This window comes from Streptomyces sp. NPDC058086 (genome assembly GCF_042885015.1).
Lineage (GTDB): Bacteria > Actinomycetota > Actinomycetes > Streptomycetales > Streptomycetaceae > Streptomyces.
In genome coordinates this window covers 209302-225744 of the sequence record NZ_JBHVST010000004.1, presented here as the reverse complement: position 1 = coordinate 225744, position 16443 = coordinate 209302, and the positions used below count along the sequence as shown (strand labels likewise).

Genomic DNA, 16443 nt, shown 5'->3' with positions numbered 1-16443 from the left:
GACATCCGTATGGGACAGCCGCACCAGGGCGAGGCAGCCGGGGTGGAGGCGGGGTTCGTTGCCGGGCCCGGAGCCGAAGCGGGGCTCGCTTCCGGGCCCGGGGCAGAGGCGGCCGGGGCAGAGGCGACCGGGGCGAACGCGGGTAAGCCGACGCTCGGCGTGGGCATGGTCGGTTACGCCTTCATGGGCGCCGCCCACTCCCAGGGCTGGCGCACCGTGGGCCGCGTCTTCGACCTGCCGCGCAGCCCGGTCCTCGCCGCCGTCTGCGGCCGGGACGCGAGCGCGGTGCGGACCATGGCCGACCGGCACGGCTGGGCGGCGGCCGAGACCGACTGGCGGGCCCTGATCGCCCGGGACGACGTCGACCTCGTCGACATCTGCACCCCCGGCGACAGCCATGCCGAGATCGCCCTCGCCGCCCTGGCCGCCGGCAAACACGTACTGTGCGAGAAGCCCCTCGCGAACACGGTCGAGGAGGCGGAGGCGATGACGGAGGCCGCCGAGGCAGCCTTCGCCCGCGGCCAGATGTCCATGGTCGGCTTCAACTACCGTCGGGTGCCAGCGACTTCACTCGCCCGCAAGATGGTCGCCGAGGGGCGGCTGGGAGCCCTGCGACATGTGCGGGTGACGTACCTTCAGGACTGGCTGGTGGACCCGGAGTTCCCGCTCACCTGGCGACTGCGCAAGGAGCTCGCGGGATCGGGCGCGCTCGGCGACCTCGGGGCCCACATCGTCGACCTCGCCCAGTACCTGGCGGGCGAGCCGGTCGTCGGGGTCTCGGCGCTCACCGAGACGTTCGTAAGGGAGCGCCCGCTGCCCGGCGGAGTGTCGAGCGGACTGTCCGCCGTATCGGAGACGAGCCCGCGAGCGGGGGGCGTCGGCACGGTCACCGTCGACGACGCCGCCCTGTTCACCGGCCGCTTCGCCTCCGGCGCCCTCGCCTCCTTCGAGGCGTCCCGCTTCGCGACCGGGCGCAAGAACTCCCTGCGCATCGAACTCAACGGCGAGCGCGGCTCGCTCGCCTTCGACCTGGAACGGCTCAACGAACTCTCGTACCACGACCACACCGAGCCCGGCACGCACGCGGGCTTCCGCCGGATCCTCGTCACCGAGCCCGACCACCCCTATCTGGACGCCTGGTGGCCGCCGGGCCACGGCCTCGGCTACGAGCACACCTTCACCCACCAGGCCCGCGACCTGGTGCGGGCCATCGGCGCGGGCCGGCGACCCGAACCGTCCTTCGCCGACGGGCTGCGCGTACAGCGTGTCCTCGCGGCGGTGGAGGAGAGCGCCGAGAAGAACTCCGTCTACACACCCATCGCGGTCTGAGGAGGCCCCGGACATGCCGCGCACCTTCACACTCTTCACCGGCCAGTGGGCCGACCTGCCCCTCGAAGAGGTCTGCCGCCTCGCCCGTGACTTCGGCTACGACGGCCTCGAACTCGCCTGCTGGGGCGACCACTTCGAGGTCGACAAGGCGCTCGCGGACCCCTCGTACATCGACTCCCGGCACGCGCTTCTCGACAAGTACGGCCTCAAGTGCTGGGCGATCTCCAACCATCTGGTCGGCCAGGCCGTCTGCGACGCCATCATCGACGAGCGGCACCAGGCGATCCTGCCCGCCCGGATCTGGGGTGACGGCGAACCCGAGGGCGTGCGACAGCGGGCCGCCGCCGAGATCGCCGACACCGCGCGCGCCGCGGCGGCCTTCGGCGTCGACACCGTCGTCGGCTTCACCGGCTCGGCGATCTGGCACCTGGTCGCGATGTTCCCGCCCGCCCCCGAGTCGATGATCGCGCGCGGCTACGAGGACTTCGCGACGCGCTGGAACCCCATCCTGGACGTCTTCGACGCGCAGGGCGTGCGGTTCGCGCACGAGGTCCACCCGAGCGAGATCGCCTACGACTACTGGACAACACAGCTCGCGCTCAAGGCAGTCGACCACCGTCCGGCGTTCGGGCTGAACTTCGACCCCTCGCACTTCGTGTGGCAGGACCTGGACCCGGTCGGCTTCCTCTACGACTTCCGCGACCGCATCTACCACGTCGACTGCAAGGAAGCCCGCAAGCGGCTCGACGGCCGCAATGGCCGTCTCGGCTCGCACCTGCCCTGGGGCGATCCCCGGCGCGGCTGGGACTTCGTGTCGGCCGGGCACGGCGACGTCCCCTGGGAGGACGTCTTCCGCATGCTCCGCTCCATCGACTACACGGGCCCCATCTCGGTCGAGTGGGAGGACGCCGGCATGGACCGGCTCCAGGGCGCACCCGAGGCCCTGACCCGTCTCAAGGCGTACGACTTCGAGCCGCCGTCCGCATCCTTCGACGCGGCGTTCGGCGGCAACGACTGACTTCTCCTGTGTCTCCGGGGTGACGGCGCACCCCGGCGCAAGCACCCGCTCGTACAACCAGCCCCTTTCTGGAGGCATTCGTGCACGGGAAAGACCGCGCCACCCGCACCGACAGAACCGAGACCCACAGACGACGCCCCGCATTCCGCCGAGCGCTCGCCCTGCTGAGCGGCGCGCTGCTCGCGGCCGCCTCGCTCACCCTCACCGCACCCCCGGCCGGCGCAGCCGTCGCCGACCCGGGGAACACGGCAGCGGCGGAGGACTTCCAGCAGGTCACCCTCGCCAAGGGCGAGCCCGAGGTCGGCGAGCCCATGTCGCTCGCCGTGCTCCCCGACCGCTCGGTCCTGCACACCTCGCGCGACGGCGAACTCCGCCTCACCGACGCGGCCGGAAACACCAGGCTCGCGGGCAAGCTCGACGTCTACACGCACGACGAGGAAGGCCTGCAGGGCGTCGGCATAGACCCGGGCTTCGCCGACAACCGCTTCATCTACCTCTACTACGCGCCGCCCCTGAACACCCCGGCGGGCGACGCCCCCGAGACGGGCACGGCGGCCGACTTCGCACCCTTCGACGGCGTCAACCGTCTCTCCCGCTTCGTCCTCAAGACGGACGGCACCCTCGACACCGCCAGTGAGAAGAAGATCCTCGACGTCCAGGCCACCCGCGGCATCTGCTGCCACGTCGGCGGCGACATCGACTTCGACGCGGCGGGCAACCTGTACCTGTCGACCGGGGACGACTCCAACCCCTTCCAGTCCGACGGCTTCACGCCCATCGACGAGCGTCCCGACCGCAACCCGGTCTTCGACGCCCAGCGCTCGGCCGGCAACACCAACGACCTGCGCGGCAAGATCCTGCGCATCAAGGTCAACGCCGACGGCTCGTACTCCATCCCCGACGGCAACCTGTTCCCGCCCGGCACGGACAAGACGCGGCCCGAGATCTACGCGATGGGTTTCCGCAACCCGTTCCGCTTCAGCGTCGACAAGGCGACGGGCATCGTCTACGTCGGTGACTACGGCCCCGACGCGGGCGCGGCCGACCCGGCGCGCGGCCCCGGCGGCCAGGTCGAGTTCGCCCGCGTCACCGGCCCCGGCAACTTCGGCTGGCCGTACTGCACGGGCAAGAACGACGCCTACGTGGACTACGACTTCGCGACGAAGACCTCCGGCGCCGCCTTCGACTGCAACGCTCCGAAGAACACCTCCCCGCACAACACGGGACTGACGGACCTGCCCCCGGCCCAGCCCGCCTGGATCCCCTACGACGGCGCTTCCGTCCCGGAGTTCGGCAGCGGTTCGGAGTCCCCGATGGGCGGCCCGGTCTACCACTACGACGCCTCGCTCGACTCGCCCGTGAAGTTTCCGCAGGCGTACGACGGGAACTTCTTCGCCGGAGAGTTTGGCCGCCGCTGGATCAAGCGGATCGCGAGCGATTCCGCCGGCACGGTGCAGTCCATCAACTCCGTCCCGTGGACCGGCACGCAGGTGATGGACATGGCCTTCGGACCGGACGGCGCCCTGTACGTCCTCGACTACGGCACCGCCTGGTTCGGCGGCGACGAGAACTCGGGCCTCTACCGCATCGAGAACGCTACCGACGGCCACTCGCCCGTCGCGCAGGCCGCGGCCGACCGCACCTCGGGACAGGCCGCTCTCAAGGTGAGCTTCTCCTCGGCCGGTTCGTCCGACGCTGACGGCGACGCCCTCACCTACAGCTGGGACTTCGGCGACGGCGGCACGTCGACGGCGGCGAACCCGTCCCACAAGTACAAGGCGAACGGCACCTACACGGCGACGGTGACCGCGAAGGACGCGACCGGCCGCACCGGCAGCGCGAGCGTGCAGATCGTGGTCGGCAACACCGCACCCAAGGTCGTGATCGAACAACCGCGTGACGGCCAGCTGTTCAGCTTCGGTGACCCCGTGCCGTTCAAGGTGAAGGTCACCGACCCCGAGGACGGCCGCGCGATCGACTGCGCCAAGGTGAAGGTCACCTTCATCCTCGGCCACGACAGCCACGGCCACCCGCTCACCTCGGCGAACGGCTGCTCCGGCACCCTCCAGACCAGTGCCGACGGCGGCCACGACCAGGACGCCAACATCTTCGGAGTCCTCGACGCCGAGTACACCGACGGCGGAGGCGGCGGCCAGGCCCCGCTGACCACCCACGATCAGAACGTGCTCCAGCCCAAGCACCGCCAGGCCGAGCACTACGGCAAGGCCTCCGGCATCACCGTCCAGTCGAAGACCACCGCGCACGGCGGCAAGACCGTCGGCGACATCGACAACGGCGACTGGATCTCCTTCACGCCCTACTCCCTGAGCGACGCCAAGAAGATCACGGCACGCGTGTCCTCCGCCGGCACGGGCGGCACCCTCGAGATCCGCGCGGGCTCCCCGACCGGCCGCACGCTGGGCCGGGCGACCGTATCGGTGACGGGCGGCTGGGACACCTTCCAGGACGTGAGCGCCGATCTCGCGCACGCCCCGCGCGGCACCACCACGCTCTACCTCGTCTTCAAGGGAAGCGGCACCGGAGCGCTCTACGACGTGGACGACTTCACCTTCACGACGAGCTGACGGGGGGTGACGGTCATGCGCACATCGGTACGCATGCTGACCGTGGGTGCCGCTGCCGGCCTGCTCCTCGGCTGCGTGTCGGGACCGGCGGCGTCGAAGGGCGCGGACGGTGCCGACAGGAGCCGGGTCCTGGTCTTCTCGAAGACCGCGGGCTTCCGGCACGACTCGATCCCCGAGGGGATCGCGGCCGTACGGGAGCTCGGGACCACGGGCGGCTTCGCGGTCGACGCCACGGAGGACGCAGGCGCCTTCACCGCACGCAACCTGGCGCGGTACGACGCCGTCGTGTTCCTCTCGACGACCGGTGACGTCCTCGACACCACCCAACAGGCCGCCTTCGAGCGGTACATCAAGCGGGGCGGCGGCTATGTGGGCATCCACGCGGCCGCCGACACCGAGTACGACTGGGCCTTCTACGGCGGCCTCGCGGGCGCGTACTTCCAGTCGCACCCCGCGATCCAGCCCGCGACGGTCACCGTCGAGGACCGCTCCCACCCGGCGACCTCGGGGCTCCCGAGATCCTGGGAGCGCACGGACGAGTGGTACAACTACCGCTCGAATCCGCGCGACCGGGCCCACGTCCTCGCCTCGCTCGACGAGTCCTCGTACACCGGCGGCACGATGAGCGGCGACCATCCGATCGCCTGGTGCCAGGAGTACCGGGGCGGCCGCGCCTTCTACACCGGGGGCGGCCACACCAAGGAGTCGTACGCCGAACCCGCCTTCCGGCAGCACCTGCTGGGCGGCATCCGGTACGCCATCGGCGCCGCCCAGGCCGACTGCCGCCCGGAGAACGGCTACCGGCCGCTCTTCGACGGCACGGCCGGGTCGCTGACGGCGTGGAAACAGGCGGGCCCGGGTTCGTTCTCGCTGAGCGACGACGGCACGCTGACGTCGCACGACGGCCTGGGGATGCTCTGGTACGCCGGTTCAGAGTTCGGCTCGTACTCGCTGAAGCTGGACTGGCGGGTGGCCGGGGACGACAACTCCGGAGTGTTCGTCGGGTTTCCGGAGTCCGACGACCCCTGGTCGGCCGTCGACAACGGCTACGAGATCCAGATCGATGCGACCGACGCCCCCGACCGCACCACCGGGGCCGTGTACAGCTTCCAGTCCGCCGACCTGAAGAAGCGCGACCGCGCGCTGAACCCGCCGGGGGAGTGGAACACGTACGAGATCCGCGTGGAGGGCGAGCACCTCCGCGTCTGGCTCAACGGCGTGAAGATCAACGATTTCACCAACACCGATCCGGTACGAAGCCTGCGCGACGGACACATCGGCCTCCAGAACCACGGAGCCGACGACCAGGTGTCCTTCCGCGACGTCCGGATCAAGGAACTGCCCACCAAGGGCGACTGACCGGCGGCGGGCGGGGGACGCCGGACCCCCGCCCGCCGTCTCACCCACCTCGCTTCTCTCTCCTCTCCTCATCTCCTGTGTGGCTGACGTACGACAAGGAGGCTGCCCATGTCCCCCATGCCCGCGTCCCTTTCCGAACCTCGGGTGGGGGTGTGGCTGATCGGAGCCCGCGGCTCCGTCGCCACCACCGTCATCGCGGGCTGCGCGGCCCTCACCGCCGGCCTGCACCCCCCGACGGGCATGGTCACCGAGACGTCCCTCTTCGCCGAGTGCGGCCTGCCCACCCTGTCCTCCCTCGTCTTCGGCGGCCATGACACCGTCGACTGCCCACTGCCGAAACGGGCCGAGGCCCTGGCCGCCGGTGGTGTGCTGCCACCCGGCCTCCCCTCGGCGGTCGCGGCCGAACTGGAGGCCGCCGACGCGGAGATCCGCCCCGGCGGCCCCGCCCCCGGCGACACACGGGACGACTCCGAACTCGTGGACGCCTTCGCGGCCGACCTGCGCGACTTCGTACGGCGACGGGGCCTGACCCGTGCGGTCGTGCTGAACGTGGCCTCCACCGAACCCGCACCCGTGGGCTCCGCCCTGCCTCCGAGTTCGCTGTACGCGGCGGCAGCGCTGGCGGCCGGCTGCCCCTACGTGAACTTCACCCCGTCCACCGGCCTGCACCACCCGGCGCTGGCCTCGACGGCACGCGCCGGTGGCCTCCCGTACGCCGGCCGCGACGGCAAGACGGGCCAGACCCTGCTGCGGTCGGTGCTCGGCCCGATGTTCGCGCAGCGCGCGCTGGCGGTCCGCGCCTGGTCCGGCACCAACCTGCTCGGCGGCGGTGACGGCGCCTCCCTCGCCGACCCGGCCGCCGCCGCGGCCAAGAACGCCGGCAAGGAACGGGTCCTCGCGGACACCCTGGGCGGGGCCCCGCAGGGCGAGGTGCACATCGACGACGTACCGGCTCTCGGCGACTGGAAGACCGCCTGGGACCACATCGCCTTCGACGGCTTCCTCGGCACCCGGATGATCCTCCAGACCACCTGGCAGGGCTGTGACTCCGCACTGGCGGCTCCCCTGGTCCTCGACCTCGCACGCCTGGTGTCCCGCGCGCACGAGGCCGAACTCTCCGGCCCCCTGAGCGAACTCGGCTTCTACTTCAAGGACCCGGTGGGCGATGGGCCCGCGGCGCTCGGCGAGCAGTACGCGGCCCTGGCGGGGCTCGCGGGGCGGCTGCGCGCACTCCCCGGGGAGACCCGATGAAGCCGCGCTCGCCCAGGCCGGACCGCCCGACCACGACGAGCCCGCCGCGGAGCCCACGAGCGAGTTCGACGGCAGGGGCAGGGGCAGGGGCAGGGGCTTGGGCCGAACTCCTCCGCCTGCCCGCCCTGTTCACCGTCCCGGGCGACGCCCTCGCGGGTGCCGCCACGACCGGCACCCGCCCCAACCTCCGCACCCTGCTGGCCATCGCCTCCTCCATCTGCCTGTACGAGGCGGGCATGGCCCTCAACGACTGGGCCGACCAGACCGAGGACGCCCTCGAACGCCCACACCGCCCGCTGCCCTCCGGACGCATCCGACCGGCCGCGGCCCTCGCCGCCGCAGGCGCCCTCACGGCGACGGGCCTGGCCCTGGCAGCAAGCGCCGGACGCCCCGCCCTCGCCGTCGCGGCCCCCCTCGCGGCCAGCGTCTGGGCGTACGACCTCGCGCTCAAGCGAACCCCCGCCGGGCCGACGGCGATGGCCACCGCGCGCGGCCTGGACCTGCTCCTCGGCGCGACGGCCACCGGCGGCAGCGTCCGTCCCGCCCTGCCCGCCGCCCTGACCCTGGCCACCCACACCCTCGCGGTGACCACGGTGTCCCGCGATGAGACCCGGGGCGGTTCGCCGCTCGCACCGCTCGCCGCGCTCATCACGACGGGCACGCTCGCCTGGCGGTTGACGAGGACCCCGGGGGCCTCGGGCGAGGCCCCCTCCCGGCCCCCCGCCGCGGACGCCCTGCGCACCGCCCTCGCCGCCGCCTTCGTCACCACCTCGGGCCGCCCCCTCCTCCACGCCACCCTCAACCCCTCACCCCCGCTCACCCAACGAGCGGTCGGCGGCGGAATCCGCGCGATGATCCCCCTACAGGCCGCCCTCGCGGCCCGCTCAGGCGCCCTCGCCTCCGCCCTTCTCACAGCCGCCCTCGCCCCGGCGGCCCGCAGATTCGCGAGGAAGGTGAGCGTCACATGACCCCGGCCCCCCGCCGCACGAACCCCCGGCCCCGCGCCACGAACGCCCACCCCCTCCGCTTCGGCTACGGCACCAACGGTCTCGCCGACCTCCGCCTCGGCGACGCCCTCGCCCTCCTCGCGGACCTCGGCTACGACGGCGTCGGCCTGACCCTCGACCACATGCACCTGGACCCCCTGGCCCCGGACGTCGCCGCCCGCACCCGGAAGGTCGCTCGCAGGCTGGACACCCTCGGACTCGGCGTCACCGTCGAAACCGGCGCCCGCTATGTCCTCGACCCGCGCCGCAAGCACGGCCCCTCGCTCCTCGACCCGGACCCGGCCGACCGGGCCCGCCGCGTCGACCTGCTCATCCGCGCCGTCCGGATCGCCGCCGACCTCGGCGCCCACGCCGTCCACTGCTTCAGCGGCGTACTCCCGGCCGACCCGGCCAGCTCGGCCAACCCAGCCGACACAGCCGAGGACACCGCCTGGAAGCGCCTCGCCGAGGCACTCACCCCCGTACTGGACGCGGCCACCCACGCCGGCATCCCACTCGCCGTCGAACCCGAACCCGGCCATCTCCTCGCCACCCTCGCCGACTTCCACCACCTGCGCCGCCTCCTCGGCGACCCGCCCGCCCTAGGCCTCACCCTCGACATCGGCCACTGCCAGTGCCTGGAACCCCTGTCTCCCGTCGACTGCGTCCGTGCCGCCGCCCCCTGGCTGCGGCACGTCCAGATCGAGGACATGCGCCGCGGCCACCACGAACACCTCCCGTTCGGGGACGGGGAGATCGACTTCCCGCCCGTACTCGAAGCCCTGGCCGCCACCGGCTACCAGGCGCTGACCGTCGTCGAACTGCCCCGCCACTCCCATGCGGGCCCCCACTTCGCCGCACAGTCCCTTCCGTTCCTCCACCGCGCGGCCCGGGCGATCCCCGCAGGCGCCGAAGGGAGCACCCCGTGAACCACCACCCGCACGCACCCCACGGCAGCACGGCGAGCCACCCGGCCGAACCCGCCCTCGCCGCCCTGCACACCCGCCTGAACACCTCCCTCGCCCCGGCCGCCCGCGTCTGGCTGGACCAGGCCCTCGACGAGGCCGCCGACCACCCCGGCACCCACGGCCCCATCTCCGTATGGGAGTTGCGCATCGCAGAGGCGGGCCGCCGCTGCGGCCCCGAGTACGCCGACGCCGTCCGGGTGCTCCTCCTGCACGCCGCCCGCGCCGACCCGGACGCACTCGCCCGCGTCTACCGGCAGGGCACGGCCGCCGAACGCCGGGCCGTCCTGCGCGCCCTGCCCCACCTCGTGCCCGGCCCCGACGCGCTGCCCCTCGTCGAGGACGCCCTGCGCACCAACGACACCCGGCTCGTCGCCGCCGCCCTCGGCCCGTACGCCGCCCGCCACCTGGACGCCCACACCTGGCGGCACGCCGTCCTCAAGTGCTTGTTCACCGGCGTACCCGTGGACGTCGTGGCCGACCTGGCGCCGCGCGCCCACGCGGACGCCGAACTCGCCCGGATGCTCGGCGACTACGCGCGCGAACGCACCGCCGCGGACCGTCCCGTCCCCGAGGACCTGCACCGCGTGCTGGCCCTGACCGAGCCCACCGCCGCCCCAGCAGGCCCGTGCGGCGCCTCCCGCACATCCGGCAAGGAGTCCTGATGCGCATCTTCGACCCCCACATCCACATGACGTCAAGGACCACCGACGACTACGAGGCCATGCACACCGCCGGTGTCCGCGCCCTCGTCGAGCCCTCCTTCTGGCTCGGCCAGCCCCGCACCTCGGTCGCCTCCTTCCTCGACTACTTCGACTCCCTCCTCGGCTGGGAACCCTTCCGCGCCGCCCAGTACGGCATCGCCCACCACTGCGCGCTCGCCCTCAACCCCAAGGAGGCGAACGACCCCCGCTGCGTCCCCGTCCTCGACGAGCTGCCCCGCTATCTCGTCAAGGACCAGGTCGTGGCCGTGGGCGAGATCGGCTACGACTCGATGACCCCCGCCGAGGACACCGCCCTCGCCGCCCAGCTGCAGCTCGCCGCCGACCACGGGCTCCCCGTGCTCGTCCACACTCCGCACCGCGACAAGCAGGCCGGCCTGCGCCGCACCCTCGACGTCGTCCGGGAGTCCGCGTTGTCCCCGGACCGCGTCCTGGTCGACCACCTCAACGAGAACACCGTCAAGGAGGCCAAGGACAGCGGCTGCTGGCTGGGCTTCTCCGTCTATCCCGACACCAAGATGGACGAGGAACGCATGGTCGCCGTCCTGGCGGAGTACGGGCCGGAGCGGGTGCTGGTCAACTCGGCCGCGGACTGGGGAAGAAGCGACCCCCTCAAGACCCGCCGCGTCGCCGACGCCCTGCTGGCCGCCGGTTTCACCGACGACGACGTCGACCGGGTGCTGTGGCGCAACCCCGTCGCCTTCTACGGCCTCAGCGGACGGCTGAACCTCGACGTCACCACCCTCGACGTCACCCACGAAGGCAACTCCATCCTGCGCGGCGGGGAGTGAGCGATGCGCTTCCGCCACCCCGACGGCTCCACCGTCCACCTCGCCTACTGCACCAACGTCCACCCGGCCGAAACCCTCGACGGCGTCCTCGCCCAACTCCGCGACCACTGCGAACCCGTCCGCCGCCGCCTCGGCCGCGACCGCCTCGGCATCGGCCTGTGGCTGGCCAGGGACGCCGCCCACGCCCTCGTCACCGACCCCTCTGCGCTGCGCGGCCTGCGCACCGAACTCGAACGCCGCGGCCTCGAAGTCGTCACCCTCAACGGCTTCCCCTATGAAGGCTTCGGCGCCGAAGAGGTCAAGTACCGCGTCTACCAGCCGGACTGGGCCGACCCCGAACGTCTCGCCCACACCACCGACCTGGCCAGAGTCCTCGCCCAGCTCCTGCCCGACGACGTCACCGAAGGCAGCATCTCCACCCTGCCCCTCGCCTGGCGCACCGCATACGACCAGGAGCGGGCGACGGCGGCGCACACCGCGCTGGCCACGCTCGCCGAACGCCTCGACGCCCTCCATGAACTCACCGGCCGCTCCCTGCGCATCGGCCTGGAACCGGAACCCGGCTGCACCGTCGAGACCACCCGCGACGCCCTCGCCCCACTCACCGCGATCGGTCACGACCGCATCGGCATCTGCGTCGACACCTGCCATCTCGCCACCTCCTTCGAAGACCCGCACACCGCCCTGGACGCGCTCACACAGGCGCGCGTCCCGATCGTCAAATCCCAGCTCTCAGCCGCCCTGCACGCCGAACACCCCCATCTCCCCGAAGTCCGCGCGGCCCTCGCCGCCTTCGACGAACCCCGCTTCCTGCACCAGACCCGCACCCTCACCGCCGCGGGCCTGCGCGGCACCGACGACCTCGGCGAGGCCCTCGCCGGTGACGCCCTGCCCGACGCCTCCCCGTGGCGCGCCCACTTCCACGTCCCGCTGCACGCGGCCCCCGCCGCACCCCTCACCTCCACACTCCCCGTCCTGCGGGCCGCACTGACCCACCTCGTCGGCGGCCCGCACCCCCTCACCCACCACCTGGAGGTCGAGACCTACACCTGGCAGGCCCTCCCGCCGGAGCTGCGCCCCCGTGCCCGCGCCCAGCTCACCGACGGCATCGCCGCCGAACTCACCCTTGCCCGGGACCTGTTGACGGACCTCGGCCTCAAGGAGCTGCCGTGACCCCACCACCACAGGAGCCGGCCGGCCCCACTCCTCTCCTCGTCCTTGACGTCGTCGGCCTCACCCCCCGTCTCCTCGACCACATGCCCCACCTCAAGGCCCTCGGCCAGTCCGGCTTCCGCGCCCCGCTCGGCACCGTCCTGCCCGCCGTCACCTGCGCCGCCCAGTCCACCTTCCTCACCGGCACCCACCCTTCCGAGCACGGCATCGTCGGCAACGGCTGGTACTTCCGCGAGCTGGGCGACGTACTGCTGTGGCGGCAGCACAACGGCCTGGTGTCCGGCGACAAGCTGTGGGACGCCGCCCGGCGCGCGCATCCCGGCTACACGGTCGCCAATATCTGCTGGTGGTATGCCATGGGCGCCGACACCGACATCACCGTCACTCCCCGTCCCGTCTACTACGCCGACGGCCGCAAGGAACCCGACTGCTACACCCGGCCCCCGGCCCTGCACGACGAACTCACCCGGAAATTCGGCACGTTCCCCCTGTTCCACTTCTGGGGCCCCGGCGCAGACCTCGTCTCCAGCCGCTGGATCATCGACGCGACCCGCCACATCAACCGCACCCGTCGGCCGGACCTGACCCTCTGCTACCTCCCTCACCTCGACTACGACCTCCAGCGCTTCGGCCCCGACGACCCGCGCTCCCTCCAGGCGGCCGCGGACCTCGACGCGGCCATGGCTCCCCTCCTCGACGACGCGAAGGCGGAAGGCCGCACCGTCGTCGCGCTCTCCGAGTACGGCATCACCCGCGCGGACCGCCCCGTCGACATCAACCGCGCCCTGCGCCGCGCCGGACTCCTCGAAGTGCACACGCAGGACGGCATGGAGTACCTCGACCCGATGGCCTCCCGAGCCTTCGCGGTCGCCGACCACCAGATCGCCCATGTCTACGTGCGCCGCCCCGAGGACCTGGAGGCCACCAAGGCAGCCCTCGCCGACCTGCCCGGCGTCGAACGGCTCCTCGACGACGAGGGCAAGAAGACCCATCACCTCGACCATCCGCGCTCCGGCGAACTCGTCGCCGTCGCGGAGCCGGACGCCTGGTTCACGTACTACTACTGGCTCGACGACGCCCGCGCGCCCGACTTCGCGCAGCTCGTCGAGATCCACCGCAAACCCGGCTACGACCCGGTCGAACTCTTCATGGATCCCCTCGACCCCTACGTCAAGGTGAAGGCGGCCACGGCACTGGCACGCAAGAAGCTCGGCCTGCGCTACCGCATGGCGGTCGTGCCGCTGGACCCCTCACCTATTCGCGGCAGCCACGGCCGCCTTCCCACGAGCGACGACGAAGGTCCGCTCCTCATCTGCTCCACCCCCCACACCGCTCCCGGCCGCATCGCGGCCACCGAAGTGAAATCCCTGCTGCTCGATCTGGCCGGCCTCGCATGACGAGGCCGTAGGAGCCGCGACAACCCGTCACGACCCGTCACAAGCAACTACGGAAAGTGAAGCACGCGCCACTGACAACGCGTCCGGCGAGCGCTTCGCACGCCTCTGACCTGCGCACGAGCAGCAGACCGCCCGGCACCCGACACCGCCGCACACCGATCCGAAAGAGAGAAACCGTGACCGCGTTCAACGACGAATCCGCCGCCGGCGACGCCCTGCGCCGCACTCTCGGCATCAACCGCCGCCGCTTCCTCAGCACCTGCACCGCCGTCGCGACCGCGGCGATCGCCGCACCCGTCCTCGGCGCCTCACCAGCCCTCGCCCAGGACCGGGACAGAGGCCACGGCCACGACCACGGCGGTGACGTCCTCGTCCCCGCGAACAAGCGCGGCATCATCCTCTACACCGTCCGGGACGCCACGGGCCGCGACCCGCTCGCCAGCGACCTGCCCTCCGGTTTCCGCGAGGTCTTCAAGCAGCTCTCGCGCTTCGGCTACCGGCAGGTGGAGTTCGCCGGATACGGCCAGCACGCCAACGCTCCCGGCGGCGCGAGCCTGGAGTCCGTACAGGGCGCCAAGCTGCTGCGTTCCTGGCTCGACGCGTACGGGCTGCGGGCGCAGGGCAACCACGGCTTCATACCCCCGTCCTGGCCCCTCACCACGGCCGACCTGGACACCTTCAAGAAGCACCTGGAGATCGCCAACATCCTCGGCATGGCGCACATGGGCACCGGTGGCGACCCCACCGGCAGTGCCTACCGCGCCGACTGGGACGTGGCCGCCGACAAGTGGAACGCGCTCGGGGAGATCGCCCGCCGCGAGGGCATCAAGCTGTACACCCACAACCACGACGCGGCGTACGGCTTCCTGCTCGACGGGGGCCCGCTGGACGCCCAGGGCAACCCGACCCGCAGCTCCGGCATCCGCAAGCTGGAGTACTTCCTGAAGATCACCGACCCGAAGGTGGTCTGGCTGGAGATGGACATCTTCTGGGCGCACGTGGCCCAGTACAAGTTCCACACGTACACGGCCCACGACGGCTCCACCCGGGAGAAGGTGTTCGATCCCGCCGGGCTCGTCGTCCGCAACAACAAGCGCTACCCGCTCTTCCACGCCAAGGACGGCGTCGTCAACACGACGAACGGCATGGGCTACGACATGGTGCCGTTCGGCACCGGCGTCATCGACTACACCACGTTCTTCTCGCGCGTCGGTGACCGGAACTACCACAACCCGATGGTCGAGCAGGACAACGCCCCGAGTGCCACGGACCCCGGGCAGTCACTCACGCACGCGAAGATCGGCTACGACAACCTGGCGGCCCTCCGCAAGCGGCGTCACTAGCTTCGCGGCAGTGCACCGGGCGGCCCTCCCCACAACGCGCCACGTGGGGAGGGCCGCCCGATCGGTGCTCCGTGCTCTGTGCCGGGAGGAAACCTTTCGATCCGTTGACCAGGAGACCTCTCAGCCCGCGGGCTGCGGGTGAGGAGTGCGCACCTCGCTGTCGCGCCCCGGCTGCTTCAGCAGCAACGCGATCGCCGCCGCCAGCATCGAGATACCGCCGGCCAGCGCGTACGCGCCGTTATAGCCCCAGGCCGCGACCACCATCGAGCCGAGACCGCCGCCGAACAGACCGCTGACCAGCTTGCCGCTGTACACCAGGCCATAGTTGGTGGCGTTGTAGTTCTCGCCGAAGTAGTCCGGGGTCAGGGCCGCGAACATCGGGTAGAACGCGCCGCCGCCGAACCCGGAGAGGAAGGCGAAGAACAGGAACAGCCACTCGCTCTTGATGTCACCGGCCCAGATCACGCCGAACTGCGCGAGCCCCAGCACGACGATGACGAACACCAGGGTCAGCTTGCGGCCCCAGGTGTCGGACAGCCAGCCCACCACCGCCCGGCCGATCCCGTTGATGACGGCCATGATGCCCATCGAGGACGCCGCCACCAGCGGACCGAAGCCCACCTCCTTGGCGAAGTCGACCTGGAAGGAGATCCCGAAGATCGACACGCCCGCCGTCATGACCAGCGTGATCCACATCAGGGGCAGCACACCCGTCCTGATGGCCTCCTTGGGCGTGTACTGCTTCACCGCGGGAGGGTTCTTCGCGAGGGCGGCGGAGGTCTTGCTGTTGCCGCCGTACGTCAGCGGGTCGATGTCCGCGGGCCACCAGTTCTTCGGCGGGTCCTTGAAGAAGAACGCGCAGGACAGCACGACGATCATCACGTAGCAGCCGATGAGGTCCAGGACACGGTGGTAGTTCCCGGTGTCGAACGCGTAGTTGAAGATGAAGATGAACGGCAGGGAGCCGTACGCGAATCCGCCGTTGACGAACCCGGTCCGCGCGCCCCGGCGCTCGGGGAACCACTTGCCGACCATGTTGATGCAGGTCGCGTAGACCAGGCCGGAGCCGAGGCCGCCGATGACGCCGAAGCCCAGGATGGCCAGCAGCACGTTGCTCAGGTGCGAGAGGGCCAGGAAGCCGATCACACACATGACCGCGCCGGTGTACATGGCCCTGCGGGCCGTGAGGGTGCCCCGCTCCCGCAGCCAGCCCGCCGGGAAGGCTATGCCGGCTTGGAAGAAAACCCAGACGCTCAATATCCAGAAGGTGTTGCTCTGCGTCCAGCCGTGGGCGTGGGACAGGGTGTCCTCGGCCGAGCCGTACGCGTATTCGAAGACGCTGATGGCCATCATGGCGATCCACGGCAGATACACCATGAACTTGCGGGAGTGGCCGAGGATGTCGCGGTCTGTCTCACCGATCCGGTAGACACGGCCCCGGGCGTCGGTGACTTCGCGGTACGAGCGGTTCGAGGCGCCGGCGGTGGCCGACGCGCCCTGGGTGGCGACGGGTTCTGTCGTCAT

General features: G+C 71.4%; 13 protein-coding genes. 12 read left to right on the top strand and 1 reads right to left on the bottom strand.

Annotation, left to right across the window (positions count from 1 at the left end; translation table 11 throughout):
* Positions 1-9: 9 nt before the first annotated feature.
* From ACFVWD_RS05095 to ACFVWD_RS05040, 12 genes are all read left to right on the top strand, one after another.
* Entirely contained in the window at positions 10-1329 is a 1320-nt protein-coding gene (locus tag ACFVWD_RS05095; protein WP_389594014.1) for a Gfo/Idh/MocA family protein, read from the top strand.
* A gap of 13 nt (positions 1330-1342) precedes the next feature.
* Entirely contained in the window at positions 1343-2347 is a 1005-nt protein-coding gene (locus ACFVWD_RS05090) for a sugar phosphate isomerase/epimerase family protein (RefSeq protein ID WP_360263690.1), read from the top strand.
* 80 nt (positions 2348-2427) lie between these two features.
* Positions 2428-4932, top strand: coding sequence for a PQQ-dependent sugar dehydrogenase (locus ACFVWD_RS05085; protein WP_389594013.1), 2505 nt, complete (start codon positions 2428-2430; stop codon positions 4930-4932).
* A 15-nt stretch (positions 4933-4947) separates the two neighbouring features.
* Positions 4948-6291: a ThuA domain-containing protein gene (locus ACFVWD_RS05080; protein ID WP_389594012.1), complete on the top strand. Its 1344-nt coding sequence runs from the start codon at positions 4948-4950 to the stop codon at positions 6289-6291.
* Between the two features lie 117 nt (positions 6292-6408).
* Positions 6409-7542, top strand: a complete 1134-nt coding sequence (locus ACFVWD_RS05075; protein WP_389594050.1) for an inositol-3-phosphate synthase — start codon at positions 6409-6411, stop codon at positions 7540-7542.
* On the top strand, positions 7539-8510 hold the full coding sequence (locus ACFVWD_RS05070) for an SCO3242 family prenyltransferase (RefSeq protein ID WP_389594011.1): 972 nt from the start codon (positions 7539-7541) through the stop codon (positions 8508-8510). Before ACFVWD_RS05075 ends, ACFVWD_RS05070 begins: the two co-directional genes overlap by 4 nt.
* Complete coding sequence (locus tag ACFVWD_RS05065; RefSeq protein ID WP_389594010.1) at positions 8507-9457, top strand: sugar phosphate isomerase/epimerase family protein; 951 nt, start codon at positions 8507-8509, stop codon at positions 9455-9457. The genes ACFVWD_RS05070 and ACFVWD_RS05065 overlap by 4 nt, the downstream gene beginning before the upstream one ends.
* Positions 9454-10158, top strand: a complete 705-nt coding sequence (locus tag ACFVWD_RS05060) for an EboA domain-containing protein (RefSeq protein ID WP_389594009.1) — start codon at positions 9454-9456, stop codon at positions 10156-10158. The genes ACFVWD_RS05065 and ACFVWD_RS05060 overlap by 4 nt, the downstream gene beginning before the upstream one ends.
* Positions 10158-11006, top strand: a complete 849-nt coding sequence (locus ACFVWD_RS05055) for a TatD family hydrolase (RefSeq protein WP_389594008.1) — start codon at positions 10158-10160, stop codon at positions 11004-11006. The genes ACFVWD_RS05060 and ACFVWD_RS05055 overlap by 1 nt, the downstream gene beginning before the upstream one ends.
* Positions 11007-11009: 3 nt before the next feature.
* On the top strand, positions 11010-12179 hold the full coding sequence (gene eboE / locus ACFVWD_RS05050; protein ID WP_389594007.1) for a metabolite traffic protein EboE: 1170 nt from the start codon (positions 11010-11012) through the stop codon (positions 12177-12179).
* Positions 12176-13576 carry an alkaline phosphatase family protein gene (locus ACFVWD_RS05045; protein WP_389594006.1) on the top strand — a complete coding sequence of 467 codons (1401 nt, stop codon included), beginning with the start codon at positions 12176-12178 and terminating at the stop codon, positions 13574-13576. The genes eboE and ACFVWD_RS05045 overlap by 4 nt, the downstream gene beginning before the upstream one ends.
* A gap of 176 nt (positions 13577-13752) precedes the next feature.
* Complete coding sequence (locus ACFVWD_RS05040; protein ID WP_389594005.1) at positions 13753-14919, top strand: sugar phosphate isomerase/epimerase family protein; 1167 nt, start codon at positions 13753-13755, stop codon at positions 14917-14919.
* A 120-nt stretch (positions 14920-15039) separates the two neighbouring features.
* Here the strand turns inward: ACFVWD_RS05040 and ACFVWD_RS05035 are convergent, their stop codons facing one another.
* A complete protein-coding gene (locus tag ACFVWD_RS05035; protein ID WP_389594004.1) occupies positions 15040-16443 on the bottom strand; it encodes an OFA family MFS transporter in 1404 nt (467 codons plus the stop codon).

Coding starts and splice junctions, on each gene's coding strand:
- eboE (WP_389594007.1), top strand. CDS start 11,010: ATGCGCTTCCGCCACCCCGACGGCTCCACCGTCCACCTCGCCTACTGC.
- ACFVWD_RS05070 (WP_389594011.1), top strand. CDS start 7,539: ATGAAGCCGCGCTCGCCCAGGCCGGACCGCCCGACCACGACGAGCCCG.
- ACFVWD_RS05095 (WP_389594014.1), top strand. CDS start 10: ATGGGACAGCCGCACCAGGGCGAGGCAGCCGGGGTGGAGGCGGGGTTC.
- ACFVWD_RS05065 (WP_389594010.1), top strand. CDS start 8,507: ATGACCCCGGCCCCCCGCCGCACGAACCCCCGGCCCCGCGCCACGAAC.
- ACFVWD_RS05075 (WP_389594050.1), top strand. CDS start 6,409: ATGCCCGCGTCCCTTTCCGAACCTCGGGTGGGGGTGTGGCTGATCGGA.
- ACFVWD_RS05090 (WP_360263690.1), top strand. CDS start 1,343: ATGCCGCGCACCTTCACACTCTTCACCGGCCAGTGGGCCGACCTGCCC.
- ACFVWD_RS05035 (WP_389594004.1), bottom strand. CDS start 16,443: ATGACGACAGAACCCGTCGCCACCCAGGGCGCGTCGGCCACCGCCGGC.
- ACFVWD_RS05080 (WP_389594012.1), top strand. CDS start 4,948: ATGCGCACATCGGTACGCATGCTGACCGTGGGTGCCGCTGCCGGCCTG.
- ACFVWD_RS05055 (WP_389594008.1), top strand. CDS start 10,158: ATGCGCATCTTCGACCCCCACATCCACATGACGTCAAGGACCACCGAC.